General features: G+C 57.6%; 9 protein-coding genes. 5 read left to right on the plus strand and 4 right to left on the minus strand.

Translation table 11 applies throughout. The annotated features are described in order from the left end of the window. The first annotated feature begins 5 nt into the window (after window positions 1-5). The 3 genes from JFU11_RS09675 to JFU11_RS09685 all read left to right on the plus strand — a co-directional run bounded on the left by JFU11_RS09675 (window position 6) and on the right by JFU11_RS09685 (window position 2,632). Window positions 6-1,271: a hypothetical protein gene (locus tag JFU11_RS09675; RefSeq protein ID WP_201060506.1), complete on the plus strand. Its 1,266-nt coding sequence runs from the start codon at window positions 6-8 to the stop codon at window positions 1,269-1,271. Between the two features lie 59 nt (window positions 1,272-1,330). Further along, window positions 1,331-2,074 (plus strand): molecular chaperone, encoded by a 744-nt coding sequence (locus JFU11_RS09680; RefSeq protein ID WP_123719390.1) that lies wholly within the window; start codon window positions 1,331-1,333, stop codon window positions 2,072-2,074. A 63-nt stretch (window positions 2,075-2,137) separates the two neighbouring features. Continuing rightward, window positions 2,138-2,632 carry a CS1 type fimbrial major subunit gene (locus JFU11_RS09685; RefSeq protein ID WP_123719389.1) on the plus strand — a complete coding sequence of 165 codons (495 nt, stop codon included), beginning with the start codon at window positions 2,138-2,140 and terminating at the stop codon, window positions 2,630-2,632. A gap of 157 nt (window positions 2,633-2,789) precedes the next feature. Here JFU11_RS09685 and JFU11_RS09690 read toward each other — a convergent pair whose 3' ends face one another. From JFU11_RS09690 to JFU11_RS09700, 3 genes are all read right to left on the minus strand, one after another. Further along, window positions 2,790-7,454, minus strand: a complete 4,665-nt coding sequence (locus tag JFU11_RS09690) for a DUF6543 domain-containing protein (protein WP_201060507.1) — start codon at window positions 7,452-7,454, stop codon at window positions 2,790-2,792. Between the two features lie 175 nt (window positions 7,455-7,629). Then, window positions 7,630-10,743, minus strand: a complete 3,114-nt coding sequence (locus JFU11_RS09695; RefSeq protein ID WP_201060508.1) for a transglycosylase domain-containing protein — start codon at window positions 10,741-10,743, stop codon at window positions 7,630-7,632. 345 nt (window positions 10,744-11,088) lie between these two features. Then, entirely contained in the window at window positions 11,089-11,547 is a 459-nt protein-coding gene (locus JFU11_RS09700) for a transposase (RefSeq protein ID WP_123719386.1), read from the minus strand. A 708-nt stretch (window positions 11,548-12,255) separates the two neighbouring features. Here JFU11_RS09700 and JFU11_RS09705 point away from each other — a divergent pair. After that, a complete protein-coding gene (locus JFU11_RS09705) occupies window positions 12,256-13,677 on the plus strand; it encodes an amino acid permease (RefSeq protein WP_201060509.1) in 1,422 nt (473 codons plus the stop codon). A 274-nt stretch (window positions 13,678-13,951) separates the two neighbouring features. On the opposite strand, the gene JFU11_RS09710 is transcribed toward JFU11_RS09705, so the two are convergent. After that, window positions 13,952-15,079, minus strand: a complete 1,128-nt coding sequence (locus JFU11_RS09710) for an OpgC domain-containing protein (RefSeq protein ID WP_201060510.1) — start codon at window positions 15,077-15,079, stop codon at window positions 13,952-13,954. A gap of 252 nt (window positions 15,080-15,331) precedes the next feature. Between JFU11_RS09710 and JFU11_RS09715 the strand changes: the two genes are divergently transcribed. After that, a complete protein-coding gene (locus JFU11_RS09715) occupies window positions 15,332-16,273 on the plus strand; it encodes a glycosyltransferase family 2 protein (RefSeq protein WP_201060511.1) in 942 nt (313 codons plus the stop codon).

The following is a 16,273-nucleotide window of genomic DNA, read 5'->3' on the forward strand; positions in this document are numbered from 1 at the left end:
CTGACATGAAGATATTGACCAGGCTTGGAAAAAACCTCAGTCGCGCGATGCCGCTGGCAGCGTTGTGTGGATTGAGTTCATTACCGGCGAATGCCGCTGTCTTGAACATTGACGCTACGTTTTCGCCGGACTCGGCGGCTCCGCATAAAAATGAATTCGTGAATAAGACGCCGTCTCAGGGTTTCTGTCTTCAGGTGCCAAGGGCCTGTGAGTCGGAGGGTCTATTCAGTCTGATTGCGCCGATTTCATTTACTGCTAATGCACCGATCCGTGCCAATCATGTCGATCCTCGGCAAGGTGGAATGGCCAAAGTGCCCTCGGACTGGCGGGATGTGCAGGTTACCCATTCATCCGGAGAAGTCCAGACCGTCAAGGTCCGGATTGCGGGAATCGGACATGAGTCGCAGCTACCGGTGTCGGTCGCCGAATTGACCGGGGTGGCGGGCGGACCGGGATGGGACAGGCTTTGGAACGGCGGATCCTGGATGTATGCCCCTCCACCCTGTCAGGGAGTCGGGTGGTCGACCGTGGGTAATATTGGTTTCAACAGCTTCTGGAAAGTGCCCCTCGGCGCGGGGGTGTGCTCAAAGCAACCTTTGTTCGAGATACCACTGTCCTTTCGATACCTGTACTTCGTGTTCGGTTATCAATTGATAACGCCGAACCCACTGACTATGCAGAGTGGGTCTTACAACGGATCGATTACCTTTGGCGTCGGGCCGAATCAGGATTTCGACATGGGTGATGTAATGCAACCCGATGATTCTGCATTGACCCTGAACTTCAATCTCGACGTGCAGCACACCCTGAAAGTCGATATTCCTCCCGGTGGCGAAAAAATCGATCTGGTACCAGCCGGTGGCTGGCAAAGCTGGCTGCAAGCCGGGCGCCGGCCCGTGCGTTTGTTCCGCGATCAGACCTTCAATATCTCGGCGTCTTCGCGCTTCAAGATGCAGTTGGAGTGTGAGATTGCGGGGTTCTCTTACGACTGCATGATTAAAGACCCGGTCTCGAAAAAATCGGTTGAGTTGCAGGTCAGCGTCAGCCTGCCCAATGGCCTGACCGATCTTGCCGGACAACCCGTCAAGCGCCAGCGCCTGAGAGCGGGAGCGGCCAATGCACAACAGTTTCAACCCGGCTTCTATGTCGATAGAGCACCCGGAGTTCTGCATTTCGAAATTCCGCAAAACCAGATGGAGTTCATGCTGGAGCCCGGTAGCGGCGGCACCTATTCGGGCAGAGTGACGGTGATCTGGGACTCGGAAATCTGATGGGCTGCGCATCGATTATTCGAGCCAGTGTTGTGTTCAATAGTATGAGGTTCAAGGGTATGAAACGTCTGTGGGCACTGTTGGGTTTGAGCGGATTTTCTCTGGCGATTCAGGCCGGGCCGCAAATCAATGTGGGAACGGTTTACGACTATCTGGATGGCGATAAGAGCACGTACCTCAAGCGCGTATTCAACAGCGGCGACAGCACGGCCTTCGTCAAGGTCAATATTCTGGAAATCATCTACGACGCGGATGGCACGCCTCGCGAAGTGCCGGTCAAGGCTCAGGCCGATGCCAGCGCTCGCGACGGGCTGATGGCCAGCCCGGCGCGTTTGATCATCCCGGCCACCGGCATGCAGGGCACGCGTCTGTTGGCCATGGGAGAGCGGGAAACCGAGCGCTATTTTCGTGTGCGTTTCGTGCCAGTGGTGCCGGAAAAGGAAGACGAGTTCGCGATGTCCAGCGAGGAGCGCGAGGACTACAAAAAGACCCTGTCGGCAGGCGTTAACGTTATGACCGGTTTCGGCACGGTGTTCTTCGTCCGGCCGCAGAACAGTCGCTATGACAGTGTGGTCGACGACAGCGCCGAACGTTACAGGCTGCGCAATAACGGCAACACGGTGGTGGTGATCGATGAGTTCCGTAACTGCTCGCGCAAAAACGAAACCGACTGCGAGCCCACCACCAAGCACCACGTGCTGGCGGGCAAGACGTTTGAGTTCGACAAGAAACCGGGGCGTGAGTACCGCTTCAACCTGATCGAGGGCGGCTCGAAAAAGGCGTTGCACATCGCCGGCCGGTGACCTTCGACCACGCGGGTAGCCGCTGGCGCTCGTGGCCTTTTTTTGACGCAACAGGTATCTGACATGATCAAGCAAGCGGCCATCGTCCTGTGGATGGGCAGCGTGGCACTGATGAGTGCGTCGGCGTTCGCGGCGCGGGAAGAACACACGTTCGAAGTGTCGGTGAATATTCCGACGCTGGGGTTTTACGTGATCCCGGCCGAGACGGACTGGATTCATCGGGAGCAGATTCTGGCCTGGAACATCCACACTTCAACCCTGGGCGGGCTGCGCAAAAACTTCGATGTCAAACACGACACCAGTGCCATTGAGGCACGACTGGAGAGCGAACCCTATTTGTCCAATGGGCATGACGATCAGAACATCTACTTGCGGGTCAGCTTCAACGGCCAGGAGTTGAGCCACGATCCGCAATCCCGGGAAGTGGTATCGGCGGCGCAAGCGATGGCGGGCGGCCGCTTTCCCCTGGAGATACGACCGAAAGTGCCTGCCGGTGGCTACAAACCGGGCACTTACTATGGAAATGTCCAGCTGATTTTCAATGCTGTCGCGCCCTGATCTCGAATATGTCCCACGAATGACACCAACACGTATTCGCCTTGTTCGAGATGGGTAATGAGGGGCTCGTTGAAGAATGGGGCCGGTAGATGGTTAACGTCAGTCTGACGGCGGTTCCGCCGTCGGACTTCATCTTGCAACTTGAAGCGTGGCCGTTTTACTGCCCGGCTCTTCTCAATGCTTCGCGGGTCAGACGTCTCGACAGTTCTTTTTCCTCATCGCCCATGTCGACCAGCCACCGGTCGAAGATGACATCGCTTATCGGCTCATCGGCAAACACTACAGTCTCTGGCACCGATAGATCGTTCATCAGTTCCTTGAGCCGGTTTCTCAGCACGGCACGCTGGGTGTCGCTCAACTGTGTGGCGTCGGCCCATTCCCGCTGGACACTGCGCAACGACACAAACTGTTCGGATTTATTCAGGTACAGGCGCTTGTTGGTTTCAATCCGCACCGGCCAGGTTTCGTGCAAATACTGTTCCCAGAAATCCTGTTCAAGCATTTTGTTCACCAGACCATCGCCTTCCTCCAGTTCCAACACCGTGTCACCGGCCTGGTCGATCATGGCATCGGTGACGCCGGACACGCCTCGGTAAAGCATCCCATCTGATTGCCAAGGCAGGCTCAGGCGTTGTGCCAGACCCGTCTGGTAAGCCAGATAGACTTCGACATCGTCAGGGTTGCTGTCGCGACCGCCAATATCGGCCCGGGCAATATCGTTGACCCACTCCAGGCGCGCGGCGCCTTTGGCCAGGGTTACCAGCGATCGTTCCAGTTGCGGGGTATCGGTGGAATACGAATACGCCTCGGAGGCGAGCACATTGATGCCCATGTGATTGAACAACTGTGCACCGGCATCGGCGCAATCGACCGGGGCGATGGCCATGGTGAACAGCTTCTCCCTGAGCCGGGCATCGATATGCACGGCGTCGAGCATCCGCCATACGCGCTGCAACAGTTGCGCCTGAGCCTGGCCGCCCGCCCGATAGTCGGCCGAGTTTTGGGTGTCGATCAGCACGGCCATGAACCGTTGGGCATCGGATTCGTCGAGCAGCTCAGACCATAAGGTGGCTCGATCCACCCCCCAGCCTGGCACGTCGTTCCAGTGCGAGGCGCTGTAAGTCGAACTGATCATCGGTGGGACCAGCGTGCTTGAGGGTTCGACAGGTTCGGCAGGCAACTGCACGGATCGGCGCAGTGCCTGATAAGTTACCTGATGCACCTCGTTCAATTGGCCGACATCCAGACGTGTACGCGCCACCACCCATGCATCCGGCGAGCCGGATACCACGTCGGGGAGCTGATCGATCGGGTTTTCGCGCAGGTCCATAAAGAAACCGCGTGGGCGGGGTTTGGCCAATGTGCCTTCCGGCCAAGTACTGAGCCCGGTATTTTTCAGGGCCACGACCTTCAGTCTGGGCATGCGCCCGATGTCCGGCAGCCTGCCCAGAGGATTATCCTCAAGCCTGAGGATCTCCAGGTAGGTCAGATTTCTCAGCTGCTCAACCGCCGGCGCGTCCAGCACGATGCGGTTGCTGCTCAGTCGCAGACGTTCCAGCCTGCGCAACTGGCCGATGCCGTAGGGCAGTTGAGTCAGTTCACAGTTTTCGGCGCTGAGTTCTCGAAGGTTGGGGAAGTCTTTCAGCAGGCCATTCCGCTCGCTGTAGAACCGCGTGTTATCGAGCTTCAGGACCGTGATTCGATTGAGAAACTTCTTCAGTTCCGGGCGTTTCGACCACCAGGTTTCCAGATCCACCGGCCACAATTCTCGGGAAAGGTCGAGGGCATAGTGGGCAGGGTCGGTGCGGTTGCCGAGCTCCAGGTTTTTGCGCTCGAAACACTCAATGAGGCGTCGGGAAATGTGCTGCCCGCCACCGTTCATGAAACCCTGGCGATCCGGGCCCCAGTATTGTGGTTGCTGGTATTCCCAACGGTTCAGGATCACCCGCAGTTCATCAAGATCGTCTTCTTCCTGCTCCATGGCTTTCAGCGGCTCACCCTTTTCGATCAGCGCGTTGGCGAACACATCGACCTCGCGCTCACTGAAATGCGGGTACTGATCGCGAATACGATCATGCACCGTCTCGCCATCCTTGCTCAGTCCGCCGCCGCGTACCAGCAACAGCGTTTCGTGCTCGGCAACGGGGCGAACGGGGGGGCGGGCGAGCAGAGTCCTGCGCTCGCTGGACGGGGCGGTCTTGGCAATGACCCACTGCCTGAAGGACTCGGCGTCACCCGGTTTATAGCCCAACGCATTTTGTCGATCCCTACCCATGGCATGCAGGATCGCTCCAAGAAAACCCTCGTCCTCATGGATCGGTTGATCCGAGGCATCCCGTACCCGGTACTTTCCGGCCTCGTTTCGAATCAATACCCGAACCTGCGTCGCATCCTCGGGGCCCGCACTGCAACGAAGCTCCCCATCAAATGCACCCTCACGAATTTCAATGCGCAAGTCGCCGAATGTGTCGGTGTAGGTTCGCAACGTCCCCAGCAGCAGGCGTTCGGTATCAATGTTGATCAAAGCATCCTGGTACAGGCCCTGGGCAGCCCGAACCGATTGCGTCTCGAACTGAAGCTCCCGTGCCCGGGTTTTCAGGCGCAACGGCAGACGTCGTTGTTGCGTCATCTGTTGTTGTTCTTGGAGTGTGGCGCCCTTGATGATTTTTTCCGCAACAGGTGTGGGGAGGTCGGGGAAGTCGATGAGCAGCAGGGTGACGTCGGGGGATACTACTTCGGCGACTTTTGCGGATGCGCCGAGGCGCTGCAAGGTATCGGTCAGCAGTGCGGGGGACGGGGCGCGATCAACGTGTACCCTGCGCAACACGGTTTCATCGGTGCTGCTGATCTGGCGAATCTGTTCCAGCTGCGTGTCGGTAAACGTGTCGACGCGGTGACCGATGCGACGCATCAATGTCGTGCCTTCCCAACCGCGCGGGTTTTCCGTTTCGCTGATCCAGGCGCCTTCACCGTTGTGGGTGAGCGCCGGACCATAAGCATCGGGGCGTTGCGGATGCTTGATGCGGTGCTGGTCGCTGTCCGGGGCTTTTTCCACCTCAAACAATTGACCATCCAGCGGTAGCAGGCGCTTGCCCTGGTGTTGATACAGGCCGAGCGTATCCGGCCGGGTGTCGCTGGGCAAAGCCACGCTGGGTGGTTGTTGATAGGGCGCGAGATCCGGGTTCCACAAGCGGGTCTTGCCATCGGCCAGTTGCACCGGTTTCAGCCCTTCGACAAACGACGAAAGCTTCTGGTTCACCACCTTGCCCACTGCTGCACCCGCGGCGAAAGCGCCCAGCTGAACAATGCTTTCAAGCACCCCGATGGCTTGTTCACCGGCTTCGGCCAAATGGCCTTCGGCCAGGTCGACAATGCCCTCGACCACTTCATCCGTCAGTTGATATGCCGTGTACGCCAGCATCAGTTCGCCCAGGCCGGGCACCAAGGGCGTCGCCACCAGCAACGCGACATTGAGAATATCCGAGAGCATTTTTTCCAGATTGTCCCACCAGGCCCAGCGCGCCATGCGATCGGCATAGTCGGTGGAAATCACGATGTCTCGCGCGTCATTGAGAATCTTGTTCAGCTTCTCCTGGTAGAGGTACTTCCACAGCTCGCCGTCGAAGCGGGTCTGGCGATCATCCTCGATCTTCGACAGGCTGAACTGCAGGTTCGGGCTGTCCACCGGTGTCTCTCGCCAGCTCGGCGTGTTCGGGCCGGGGGCAGCCTGGTGCCATTTCACTTGGCTCAAACGTGCGTTCAGCCTGGCGAAAAAAGCACCGCGCTGCGAGTGAGTAATGAACTGACTGAAAAATGTTTGATAGCGTCCTGATCCCGGTGTTGGCGAGGCTGGATCATCCCGTAACTGGCGGGTCAGCTCGGCCATGAATTCGATGGATGAAGGGTATTCCTTGAGCGGATGTTCGGGGTCGTTGGGGACATAGGCAATCAGTGGCTCGGGAACTTTGCTGGTGAGCACATCGGCTGTGATCAACACGATGCCGGTCAGGGCAACGTCCATCATCGCCAGGTTGTAGTAGCTGACGGCTTTACCGTTCCATGTCGGTTTTTTTTGCTCATTGAGCATGTCCTGTACAACGGCGTAGGCGTGTTGGCTGAGGTCTTTTTTCATCAGTGCCATGCGCGCGGCAGCTTTTAATGCACTTTTCTGGCTTTGAGTGACCCGGTAGCGCAGTACATTGCTGGCCAGCCTGTCGGCCGGTAGCAGAAACGATTTGAGATGTCGTTCGTATTGAGCACCGAGGTTCAGATCGCGACAGAGTGTCTTGAACTGATCGATGCGCATTTTGTGCTTGATGGGTTTTGTTCTGAAATGCCCCCGGTTGTCTGGGCGGGTAATGAACTCGGAATCCGTGGTGAAGATTTCGCTGCTCGAAAAGTTGTGCAGCGCCGCATCGAGCAGGGACACCGTGCGGCTTTGAGTGCCGGCCGCGAAGTCATGCACCCACCAAGACGTTTTCACTGGCGCATACAGGCGCAGCCAGGTTTCCTTCACATCTTCTTCCAGGCCAAATCGGTCTTTCAGGGCTTTTTTCAGAATCGGTTCGGCGAAGGCGTGGACGTCTTGCAGGCCGCTGAGCGCCTTGTCCACGCTGTTCTGCGCGACCCAATAATCCTTGATGTCTTCCTTCAAACGCTGGTGTTCGGCTGCCGAGGCGGTTTTGTGCCAGTCGGGAAGATTCAGCCTGACAGTTTTCAGCGCACTGACGCGTTGCAATGATGCATCGGTGAGCCACGGGGGTATGGCATTACGGATTAATTCGTGATGAGTACTTTCAGGTGTAAGCGGGGTAATCGGCATGAGGTTGTCGTCCAGTCATCCATGATAGGACGACCAGACTAGGCAAGGGGGAGCGCTGAAAAAAGCGCAAATATAAGCAGGATTCGGGCAGCGTTTACGAAGCGATGCTTTCAATAATCAAGAGCGAAAAATACATAGTTAACACCACGCTTGAAACAGCGGCTGAAACGCCCCGTTAGCGTTCAGCCGTTGTCACCGTGCCCTGGCACAACGTATGAGTGCCGGGTTGCAGGTAAGGCGAAAGAATCGGCGCCATGCCCTTGAGCACTTGCGTAGGTAACGCGGAAGTGAACTTGAAATTCTCGGCCGTACGCCCGGGGACATAGGCGGTGAGGGTACCGAAATGCCGGTCGCCAATGTAGAACACGAAAGTCGCGGTACGGTTGATCGATTTCGAGCTGAGAATCCGCCCGCCGGAACCGATGGCCTCAATGCGGTTGTCGCCAGTACCGGTTTTGCCGCCCATGGCCAACGGGCTACCGTCAGCCAGTTTGAAACTGCCCGCCACGCGTTTGGCCGTGCCGGCATCCACCACTTGCGACAAAGCCTCGCGCATGGCCGTTGCCACCTCGGAAGGCATTACCCGTTTGCCGACATCCGGGTCATTGATCAGTTTGGTTTCGTACGGTGTATTTTCCGCAAAGTGCAGGCTGTCGATACGCAGTGTCGGCATGCGCACACCGTCGTTGAGGATGGTGCCGATCAGTTCAGCCAATGCCGCCGGACGGTCACCGGAGCTGCCGATGGCGGTGGCCAGCGAGGGCACCAGATGATCGAACGGATAACCGACTTTCTGCCAGCGCTGGTGAATGTCGAGGAATGCCTCGATCTCCAGCATGGTGCGGATTCGGCTGTCGCGGGCACCCTTGTGCCGACTCTTGAACAGCCAGCTATAGACTTCCTGGCGCTCGAACTGGCTGGCTTTGACGATCTGGCTGAACTTGGCGTCGGGGTTGTTCAGCAAGTAGCCGATCAACCACAGATCCAGCGGGTGCACCTTGGCGATGAAGCCCTGGTCTGGCAGGTCATAACTGCCAGGGCCATAACTCAGGTAGAGGCGCTCGAGGCGTTCGTCAGTCAGTTTTTCATTGAGCTTGGCGCCTTTGAGGTGCGAGCGCACGAAGGTGTTGAAGCTTTCCTGGCCGGCCTGGGGGAATAGATAACGATGCACGGCGGCCATGCGAATCGGCGTCGGGCGCATGCCGTCGAGAAAGGTTTCGAGCCGCGCCTGGGTGTCTTTGTTGCGGTATTTCTTCCAGAACTTCAGCAGGAACGAGGTGCCTTCTTTGTCGGCGAATGAGGCCAGGTATTCCTGACGCCTAGGGTCGCGATCGTCCTTGAGCAATTCGGCGCTGTTGTTGGGACCGGAATAGGTGGTGTAGCGCACCAGGTCACGCATCAGCCGAATGAACGGCAGGTTGATCGACTCACGAATGGCATCACGCAGGGTCGGCAGGCGACCGTTGTCTTCCTTGCGAAAGTTATTGAAGGTATGCAGCCCGCCACCCGTGAAAAAGGCCTCGCCAGGGCTGGCGGAGTATTTGCGATCCAGCGCGGCATTCAGCATGTTCGGCAGGTTTCGGTCTTTGTTCTGAATCAGGTAATCGACGGCCCAGCGGCTCAGACGGTCCTGGTCCGGGACCTCGACTTTTTTCAATTCAGGGACGCTCATCGCTGCGTACTTATCGTGCAGCTCGGCGATGATTTGCAGGTATGTGGTGAGCACGCGCATTTTTGCCGTGGAGCCCAGTTCCAGCTTGCTGCCTTCATTGATGTCGAACGGCTGGTCGGTGCTGTCGGTCTGCACCCGCACTCGCGAGCCGTCCGGCGTCAGTTCGAACAGGGTGAAGCTGTAACGCACCTGCGCGGTGCTGGTGGGCGTGAGCAGGCGTTCGCCAATCAGACCGATTTCCGCTGCATAGGTTGGATCGGCCAAATGCTTGAGGTACGCGGTGGCCTGGGTTTGCAACTCGCCTTGCAGCGTACTGGTGGCTGACAGGTCGAGGCGGTCGAGGTCATACAGCGGACGGTTGAGCAACCCGCCCAAGCGGCTGCGCGCCACACTGATGCCCTTGTTGGTTTCGATTGGCTGAATGGTGGGCTGGGTGGCCCAGTCGCGGTAAGTCACTTTACTGGCCAATGCTGCTGTCGCGAGTGGCGCATCAATCACGCCATTCTGCGCCAGCAGGCGAATATGGCTGTCGGTGAGACTGGCCAGTTCATCACGGCCTTTGGTCAAGTAATGGGAAGGGCGACGCTGAGCGATCATCAGTGACAGCATTTCACGCAGGGCCAAGCCTTTTTCCGACAGGCTTTTCGGATCGCTGTTGGTGCTGGCCAGCCGTTCGTTGGCCTGGTTGAAATCGGCGCCGTACCAGACGCGCAAACCTTCGGCCATGCCATGCACTTCACCGTGGCCCGGTACTGCCGACAGCGGAACACTGTTGAGATAGTCGCGAATCACATTTTGCCGGGCCTGGAGTGTTTCCGGGCCCGCCTGATAGGCCCGCACACTGGCGGAAATCATTTGCCGGATCTTTTCCGCGCCCGACACGGTCAAGCCATCGGGCGAGTGTCGATATTTCTCCAGCTGAGTGGCCAGCGTGCTGCCGCCCGCCGACTGGCCTGGCAGGCGCAACAACTTGGCCACCTGGGACCACGCCGCCATGCCGAACCGTGGCCAGTCAACGGCCGGGTTGGCCAGAGGTTGACGGGGATCGAGCAAAAAGCGGTTTTCGATGAACAGCAAGCTGCTGACCACTACCGGAGGGATAGCCGCAAAGTTTGAATAGAGTTGTTGTGGATATTTGTACTGGTACAGCGGTGCCGCGCGGCAATCGGTGATCGACAGCCCGGCCTGGATTTTTTCTGCATAAGGCACGAAAAAGCCTCTGTCGCTGTACTTCATCAGCGCCGGGGAAAAGCGGGTTTGTGCCGACACCACGTAGTTGCGCTTGAGCAGGCGCGGCAGAAATTCATCCAGGGTGCTGTAACCCAAACGCTGATCGAACGGGCCTGCACCAGGATAGCGAATCGCATCGCTGGGGCCGGGTTGCAGCTCGTACTTCAGCGAGGCGGCATATTTGCTGATTTCCCGGGCCTGAAATTTGGAAGTGCGCATTTCCTTGGCCGCGGCGAGGCCGAGGACAATCAGAATAATCAACAGCAGCAACCAGAAAGCCCCCCAGCCGTGTCGGGAACGACGGGGTTTCTCAGGTAAAGGCGCTTCATCCACACGTTCAGTCGGAACCACAGTTTCACTCGAATCGGTTTGCCACAAAGCGCCCATAGTCGACTGATCCATTCACGCAGATTGATCGGACTTGTTTGAAGCTTAGACGGTGGTTGGCGTTGGTGAAAAAATTGTGAATAACCAAATATCGGGTATGCACAGTTCCTTGTGGTGAGGGAGCTTGCTGTAGTCAGGGAGTTTGCTGTGGCTAGGGGCTGCTGTGGCGAGGGGGCTTGCCCCCGTTGGACTGCGCAGCAGTCCCCAAAACTAGCAGCACTATGTTTGTATCAGGCATACCGCGTGCAACGGATTCACGACTGCTACGCAGCCGAACGGGGGCAAGCCCCCTCGCCACAACAGCCCCCTTGCCACAGAATTCCCTCACAGATGTGCTGTTCAGCGTTATAGCCAGCAGGCATCCCACAGCGGGTAATCGCCAATTTTTTCCACCAATCCTGCCCGTAACGGATTGGCAACAATGTAACGAGCAAAAGGCAGAAGCTCTTCGCCATCACGGATTGCTCTGTCGTGGTAGCCGGTTTGCCATAGCGGGCCACTTCGACCGGTCATTTTGTTCACTGCCTGGGTGCAGCGTGACTTGGTAGAACCGACAACACTGCCCAGATTGTTGTCTTGCAGCTGCATTAGCCAATGGAAGTGATCGGGCATCACAACCCAGGCGATTGAATCCACTAAACCCGCGTCGTGAACCCGGCGCAGTTCTGCGACCAGCAGACGTCCTAATTGCCAGTCAGAAAATATAGGTTGGCGTTCGTGAATAACAGCGGTGATGAGATAAGCGCGGCCGTTTTCGGAGGCTCTGCCAAAGCGCAGGCGATGAGAGTTTGGTTGAGTAGGCAATCCATTGCTTCCTTGCGTAAGTAGTCAACTTGACGCTTCTCAGGCTAGTTGCCGATTTCCTGGATCGGGGCCGTAATTATTGAGTGAATATTCTGATTCTTGCGAAGGATTAACTGCGGTGAGGGTGCAGTTATGCCCAGAGAGCTGTTGTGGCGAGGGCTTGCTGTGGCAAGGAGAGCTGTTGTGGCGAGGGGGCTTGCCCCCGTTGGACTGCGCAGCAGTCCCCCGAAACTTGAACCCTCGATGTTGTGTCAGGCATACCGCGTGCAACGGATTTGCGACTGCTGCGCAGCCGAACGGGGGCAAGCCCCCTCGCCACAACAGCTCCCCCCCCACAGGAGGGGAGTATCGTCTGAAATAGCCGAGCTAGACGCATCAAAGAGATAAATGCTGCCTAGGTAGGGGCATGACGATGCACCATTGCTGTGCAATACTCCGCGCCGTTTCAGTGGCGAATAATCCTACATAAGTCAGGTAATGCCACTCCGTAAACCGCGCTTTTGCCGAGAGTTATGGCTGAATGTTGTGGTTTATAGAGTGAAAAACCCTGCTGGAAGCTTTTTATACTGCATGCCCGCTGATCTTGCAGGTTTTGGTCCTGCAAGACGTGTCTGCCCATGAAGCAGGCCCGGTTTCGCAGGCGCTGGCTTATCGGTCGGTGCTTCGAGACTCGGTGGTCACATCCAATAACAAGACGAGGTTGTACCTATGCCAGTCGGCAATCACCTGCCTCACGGCGAGACCGCTCAGGGCGGCCCGCTTAAACGCGAACTCGGCGAACGGCATATTCGCTTGATGGCGCTCGGTGCCTGTATTGGCGTCGGCCTGTTCCTGGGTTCGGCCAAGGCCATTGAAATGGCCGGTCCGGCCATCATGCTCTCCTACATCATCGGCGGTCTGGCGATCCTGGTGATCATGCGAGCCCTCGGCGAGATGGCCGTGCACAACCCGGTCGCCGGCTCGTTCAGCCGTTATGCACAAGACTACCTTGGCCCATTGGCAGGCTTTCTGACCGGCTGGAACTACTGGTTCCTGTGGCTGGTGACCTGCGTCGCGGAAATCACTGCGGTGGCCGTGTACATGGGCGTCTGGTTCCCCGACGTGCCGCGCTGGATCTGGGCATTGGCGGCGTTGATCAGCATGGGCTCGATCAACCTGATCGCGGTGAAAGCCTTTGGTGAGTTCGAGTTCTGGTTCGCCCTGATCAAGATCGTCACCATCATTGCGATGGTGGTCGGTGGCATCGGTGTGATCGCGTTCGGCTTCGGCAACGACGGCGTGGCGCTAGGGATTTCCAATCTCTGGGCTCACGGCGGCTTCATGCCCAATGGCGTGCAAGGCGTGTTGATGTCCCTGCAAATGGTGATGTTCGCCTACCTCGGCGTCGAGATGATCGGCCTGACCGCCGGTGAAGCCAAGAACCCGCAGAAGACCATTCCCAATGCGATCGGCTCGGTGTTCTGGCGGATTCTGCTGTTCTACGTCGGGGCCTTGTTCGTTATCCTGTCGATCTACCCGTGGAACGAAATCGGCACTCAGGGCAGCCCGTTTGTGATGACCTTCGAGCGTCTGGGCATCAAGACCGCCGCCGGTATCATCAACTTCGTGGTGATCACCGCTGCGCTGTCGTCCTGCAACGGCGGCATCTTCAGCACCGGGCGCATGCTCTACAGCCTGGCGCAGAACGGCCAGGCCCCGGCCGGTTTCGCCAAGACCTCGAACAACGGCGTGCCCCGTCGTGCGCTGCTGCTGTCGATCGGTGCCTTGCTGCTGGGCGTGTTGCTTAACTATCTGGTACCGGAGAAGGTCTTCGTCTGGGTCACCGCGATTGCCACTTTCGGCGCGATCTGGACCTGGGTGATGATCCTGCTGGCCCAGCTCCAGTTCCGCAAAGGCCTGAGCGCGAGCGAACGTGCCGGCCTCAAATACCGCATGTGGCTGTACCCGGTCAGTTCTTACCTGGCACTGGCCTTTTTGGTGCTGGTGGTCGGCCTGATGGCGTACTTCCCGGACACTCGCGTGGCACTGTATGTCGGGCCTGCTTTCCTGGTGCTACTGACGGTGTTGTTCTATGTGTTCAAACTGCAACCGACCAATGTGTCGCAAGGTGCGGTGCGTTCGGCTTCGTAAGTCGTAATGCCAGAAGTGCAAAAGCCCCGGTCGAGATGACCGGGGCTTTTTATTGGTTGGCGCGATTCCTGTGGCGAGCGAGCTTTTGTGGCGAGGGGGCTTGCCCCCGTTGGACTGCGCAGCAGTCCCCAAAAACCAGCAGCACATTTTTTATCAGGCATATCGCGTGGAACGGATTTGCGACTGCTTCGCAGCCGAACGGGGGCAAGCCCCCTCGCCACAAAAGCCCCTCCTCACAAAAGCTCCCCAGCCCAAAGGTTTGCTTGTCTCAATATCAGACGACGGAGATTTGAGTTGGCCGATTCAACCGTTTGTTGAAATCCAGCCAAGCCCCCAGCAACGCCATCAACCCGACCCCTAGCATTGCGCTGAATATCTGCATTGCCAGTGTGTTCCCGCCCAAGGCGTTGAGCATGTCTGCCAACGGCGCGAGCAACACGCCAAAGCAGAATATTTCCAACGAATAACGACCCATGCGACAGCTTTGTTGCGCCAGCCAGTGTCGCGTCCAGCCTGTGTCCGGCAACAATCTCGCGGTGACGTAGGCGAGGGCGAGGAAATGCAGCAGGCGTGCCGGCGAGAGGTTGGTCTTGCTGATCGGATAGAGCGATTCGCCGAGCCATTGGGGCATGAAGGCGTCATGCACGCTCGGCCATTTCCACGACAGTGCGATCAGCCCTGTCACCATCAGATAGGTCAGCGCTGCAATGAAAACCGGCTGCCGAGTCAGCGCTCGAGGTTGCGATACCAGAGGCCTTTGCCCGTGAATCGCCACCGCGCCACCGAGAATAAACAGTAGCTGCCACGCCATAGGATTGAAAAACCACACTCCACCGTCGGTGCCCGCCAGGTTCCACTGAAGCCATGGCGCCAGCAGGTACAAAACCACCGACAACCCCACCACATATTTAGCCTTGCGCAGCAGCAGCATCGGCAGCACCAGCGGCAGGCCAAGCAGCAACAAAATATACAGCGGCAACGGGTCCATCAGGTTCGGCTTGAAGCGCAGCAACAACTCATCCATCAACGCCTGCTGCGGATTGCTGAGGAAATACTGCAAGCCCATTTCCTGCACCAGATCACGGGTTTCCACGTGACTGTTGGCGAAAAACACAATGCCCATCAACAGCGCCAGCAAAAAGATATGCACCACATAAAGCACCCAGGCGCGACGCAGGATTTTTACCGTGGCGACCATGAAACCGTCGCGCCGGGCGATCTTTCCGTAGGCCAGTACTGCCGCGTACCCGGCCAGAAACACGAAAATCTCCGCCGCATCGCTGAACCCGAAATTGCGCACCGTGAACTGGGCGAGCGGGTTTTGCGGCACGTGATCCCAGAAAATGAAGATCAGGGCCAGGCCACGAAAAAAGTCGATTCGGTGATCGCGTTCAAACGTCATGACGGTGGCTCTTGAACGGGTTGTGGATAAGAAGTGGCCGGCGAGCAAAAGATTCGCCGCACATTGGCGGCGCGCAGGGTGGCGTGATTCGCGGGCAATTGCAAAAGACGGATATTACTGAATGTCTCAGTTGCCTATAGCGAACGAATTGGGACGGCATGTCCGTTGGTCTGCCGGGCAGTTCGCGCGCCAGAACGCCCCCTGATGGCGGCCTGACGAACATCTACACTTCGTTTTTCAGGAGTGTGAAACGTGAAAGTTTCGCTGATTGTTCCGGTATTCAACGAAGAGCAGGCGATCAATCTGTTCCATCAGGCGGTGCGTCGCGAATTGAAACTCGACCCGTGTGAGGTCGAAATCGTGTTCATCAACGATGGCAGTACCGACCGGACAGCTGAGCAGGCCAAGGCGCTGGCACAGATCGATGAACAAGTATTGCTGATCAACTTCTCGCGCAACTTCGGCAAGGAGCCGGCATTGTTTGCCGGGCTGGAATACGCCACAGGCGATGCGGTGATTCCCATGGACGTGGACCTGCAGGATCCGATCAGCGTCATCCCGCAGTTGATTGCCGAGTGGCAAAAGGGCGCCGATGTGGTGCTCGCCAAACGCCGGAATCGTGACAGTGACAGTTATTTGAAACGCCACAGCGCATCGCTCTTCTATCATTTGCTGAACAGGATTTCCTACACCCGGATTGAAGAAAACGTCGGGGATTTTCGGCTCATGGACCGCAAGGTGGTCAATGTGATTCGCGCGCTTCCCGAGCACCAGTTGTTCATGAAAGGCGTTCTGTCCTGGGCCGGGTTCACCACGGCAGTGGTGGAATACGAGCGGGCTCGGCGAGTGGCAGGACGCAGCAAGTTCAATGGCTGGAAACTGTGGAACCTGGCGCTGGAAGGCATTACCTCGTTCAGCACCGTGCCGTTGCGATTGTGGACTTACATCGGTGGCGGCATTTCGATCTTCGCGGTGCTGTATGCGGTGTACATGGTGCTGGACAAGATTTTCTTCGGTAACAGTGTTCCCGGTTATCCGTCGCTGATGACGGCCATTCTGTTTCTCGGCGGCGTACAGCTGATCGGCATCGGCATCCTCGGTGAGTATGTCGGTCGCATCTACATCGAAGCCAAGCACCGGCCCCGTTATGTGGTCAAAGACGTCATTGGCGGCAAAGACCGGATAGGGCTTTAG

Origin of the sequence: Pseudomonas sp. TH37, from assembly GCF_016650735.1 — a bacterium.
GTDB classification, from domain to species: Bacteria; Pseudomonadota; Gammaproteobacteria; order Pseudomonadales; family Pseudomonadaceae; genus Aquipseudomonas; species Aquipseudomonas farris.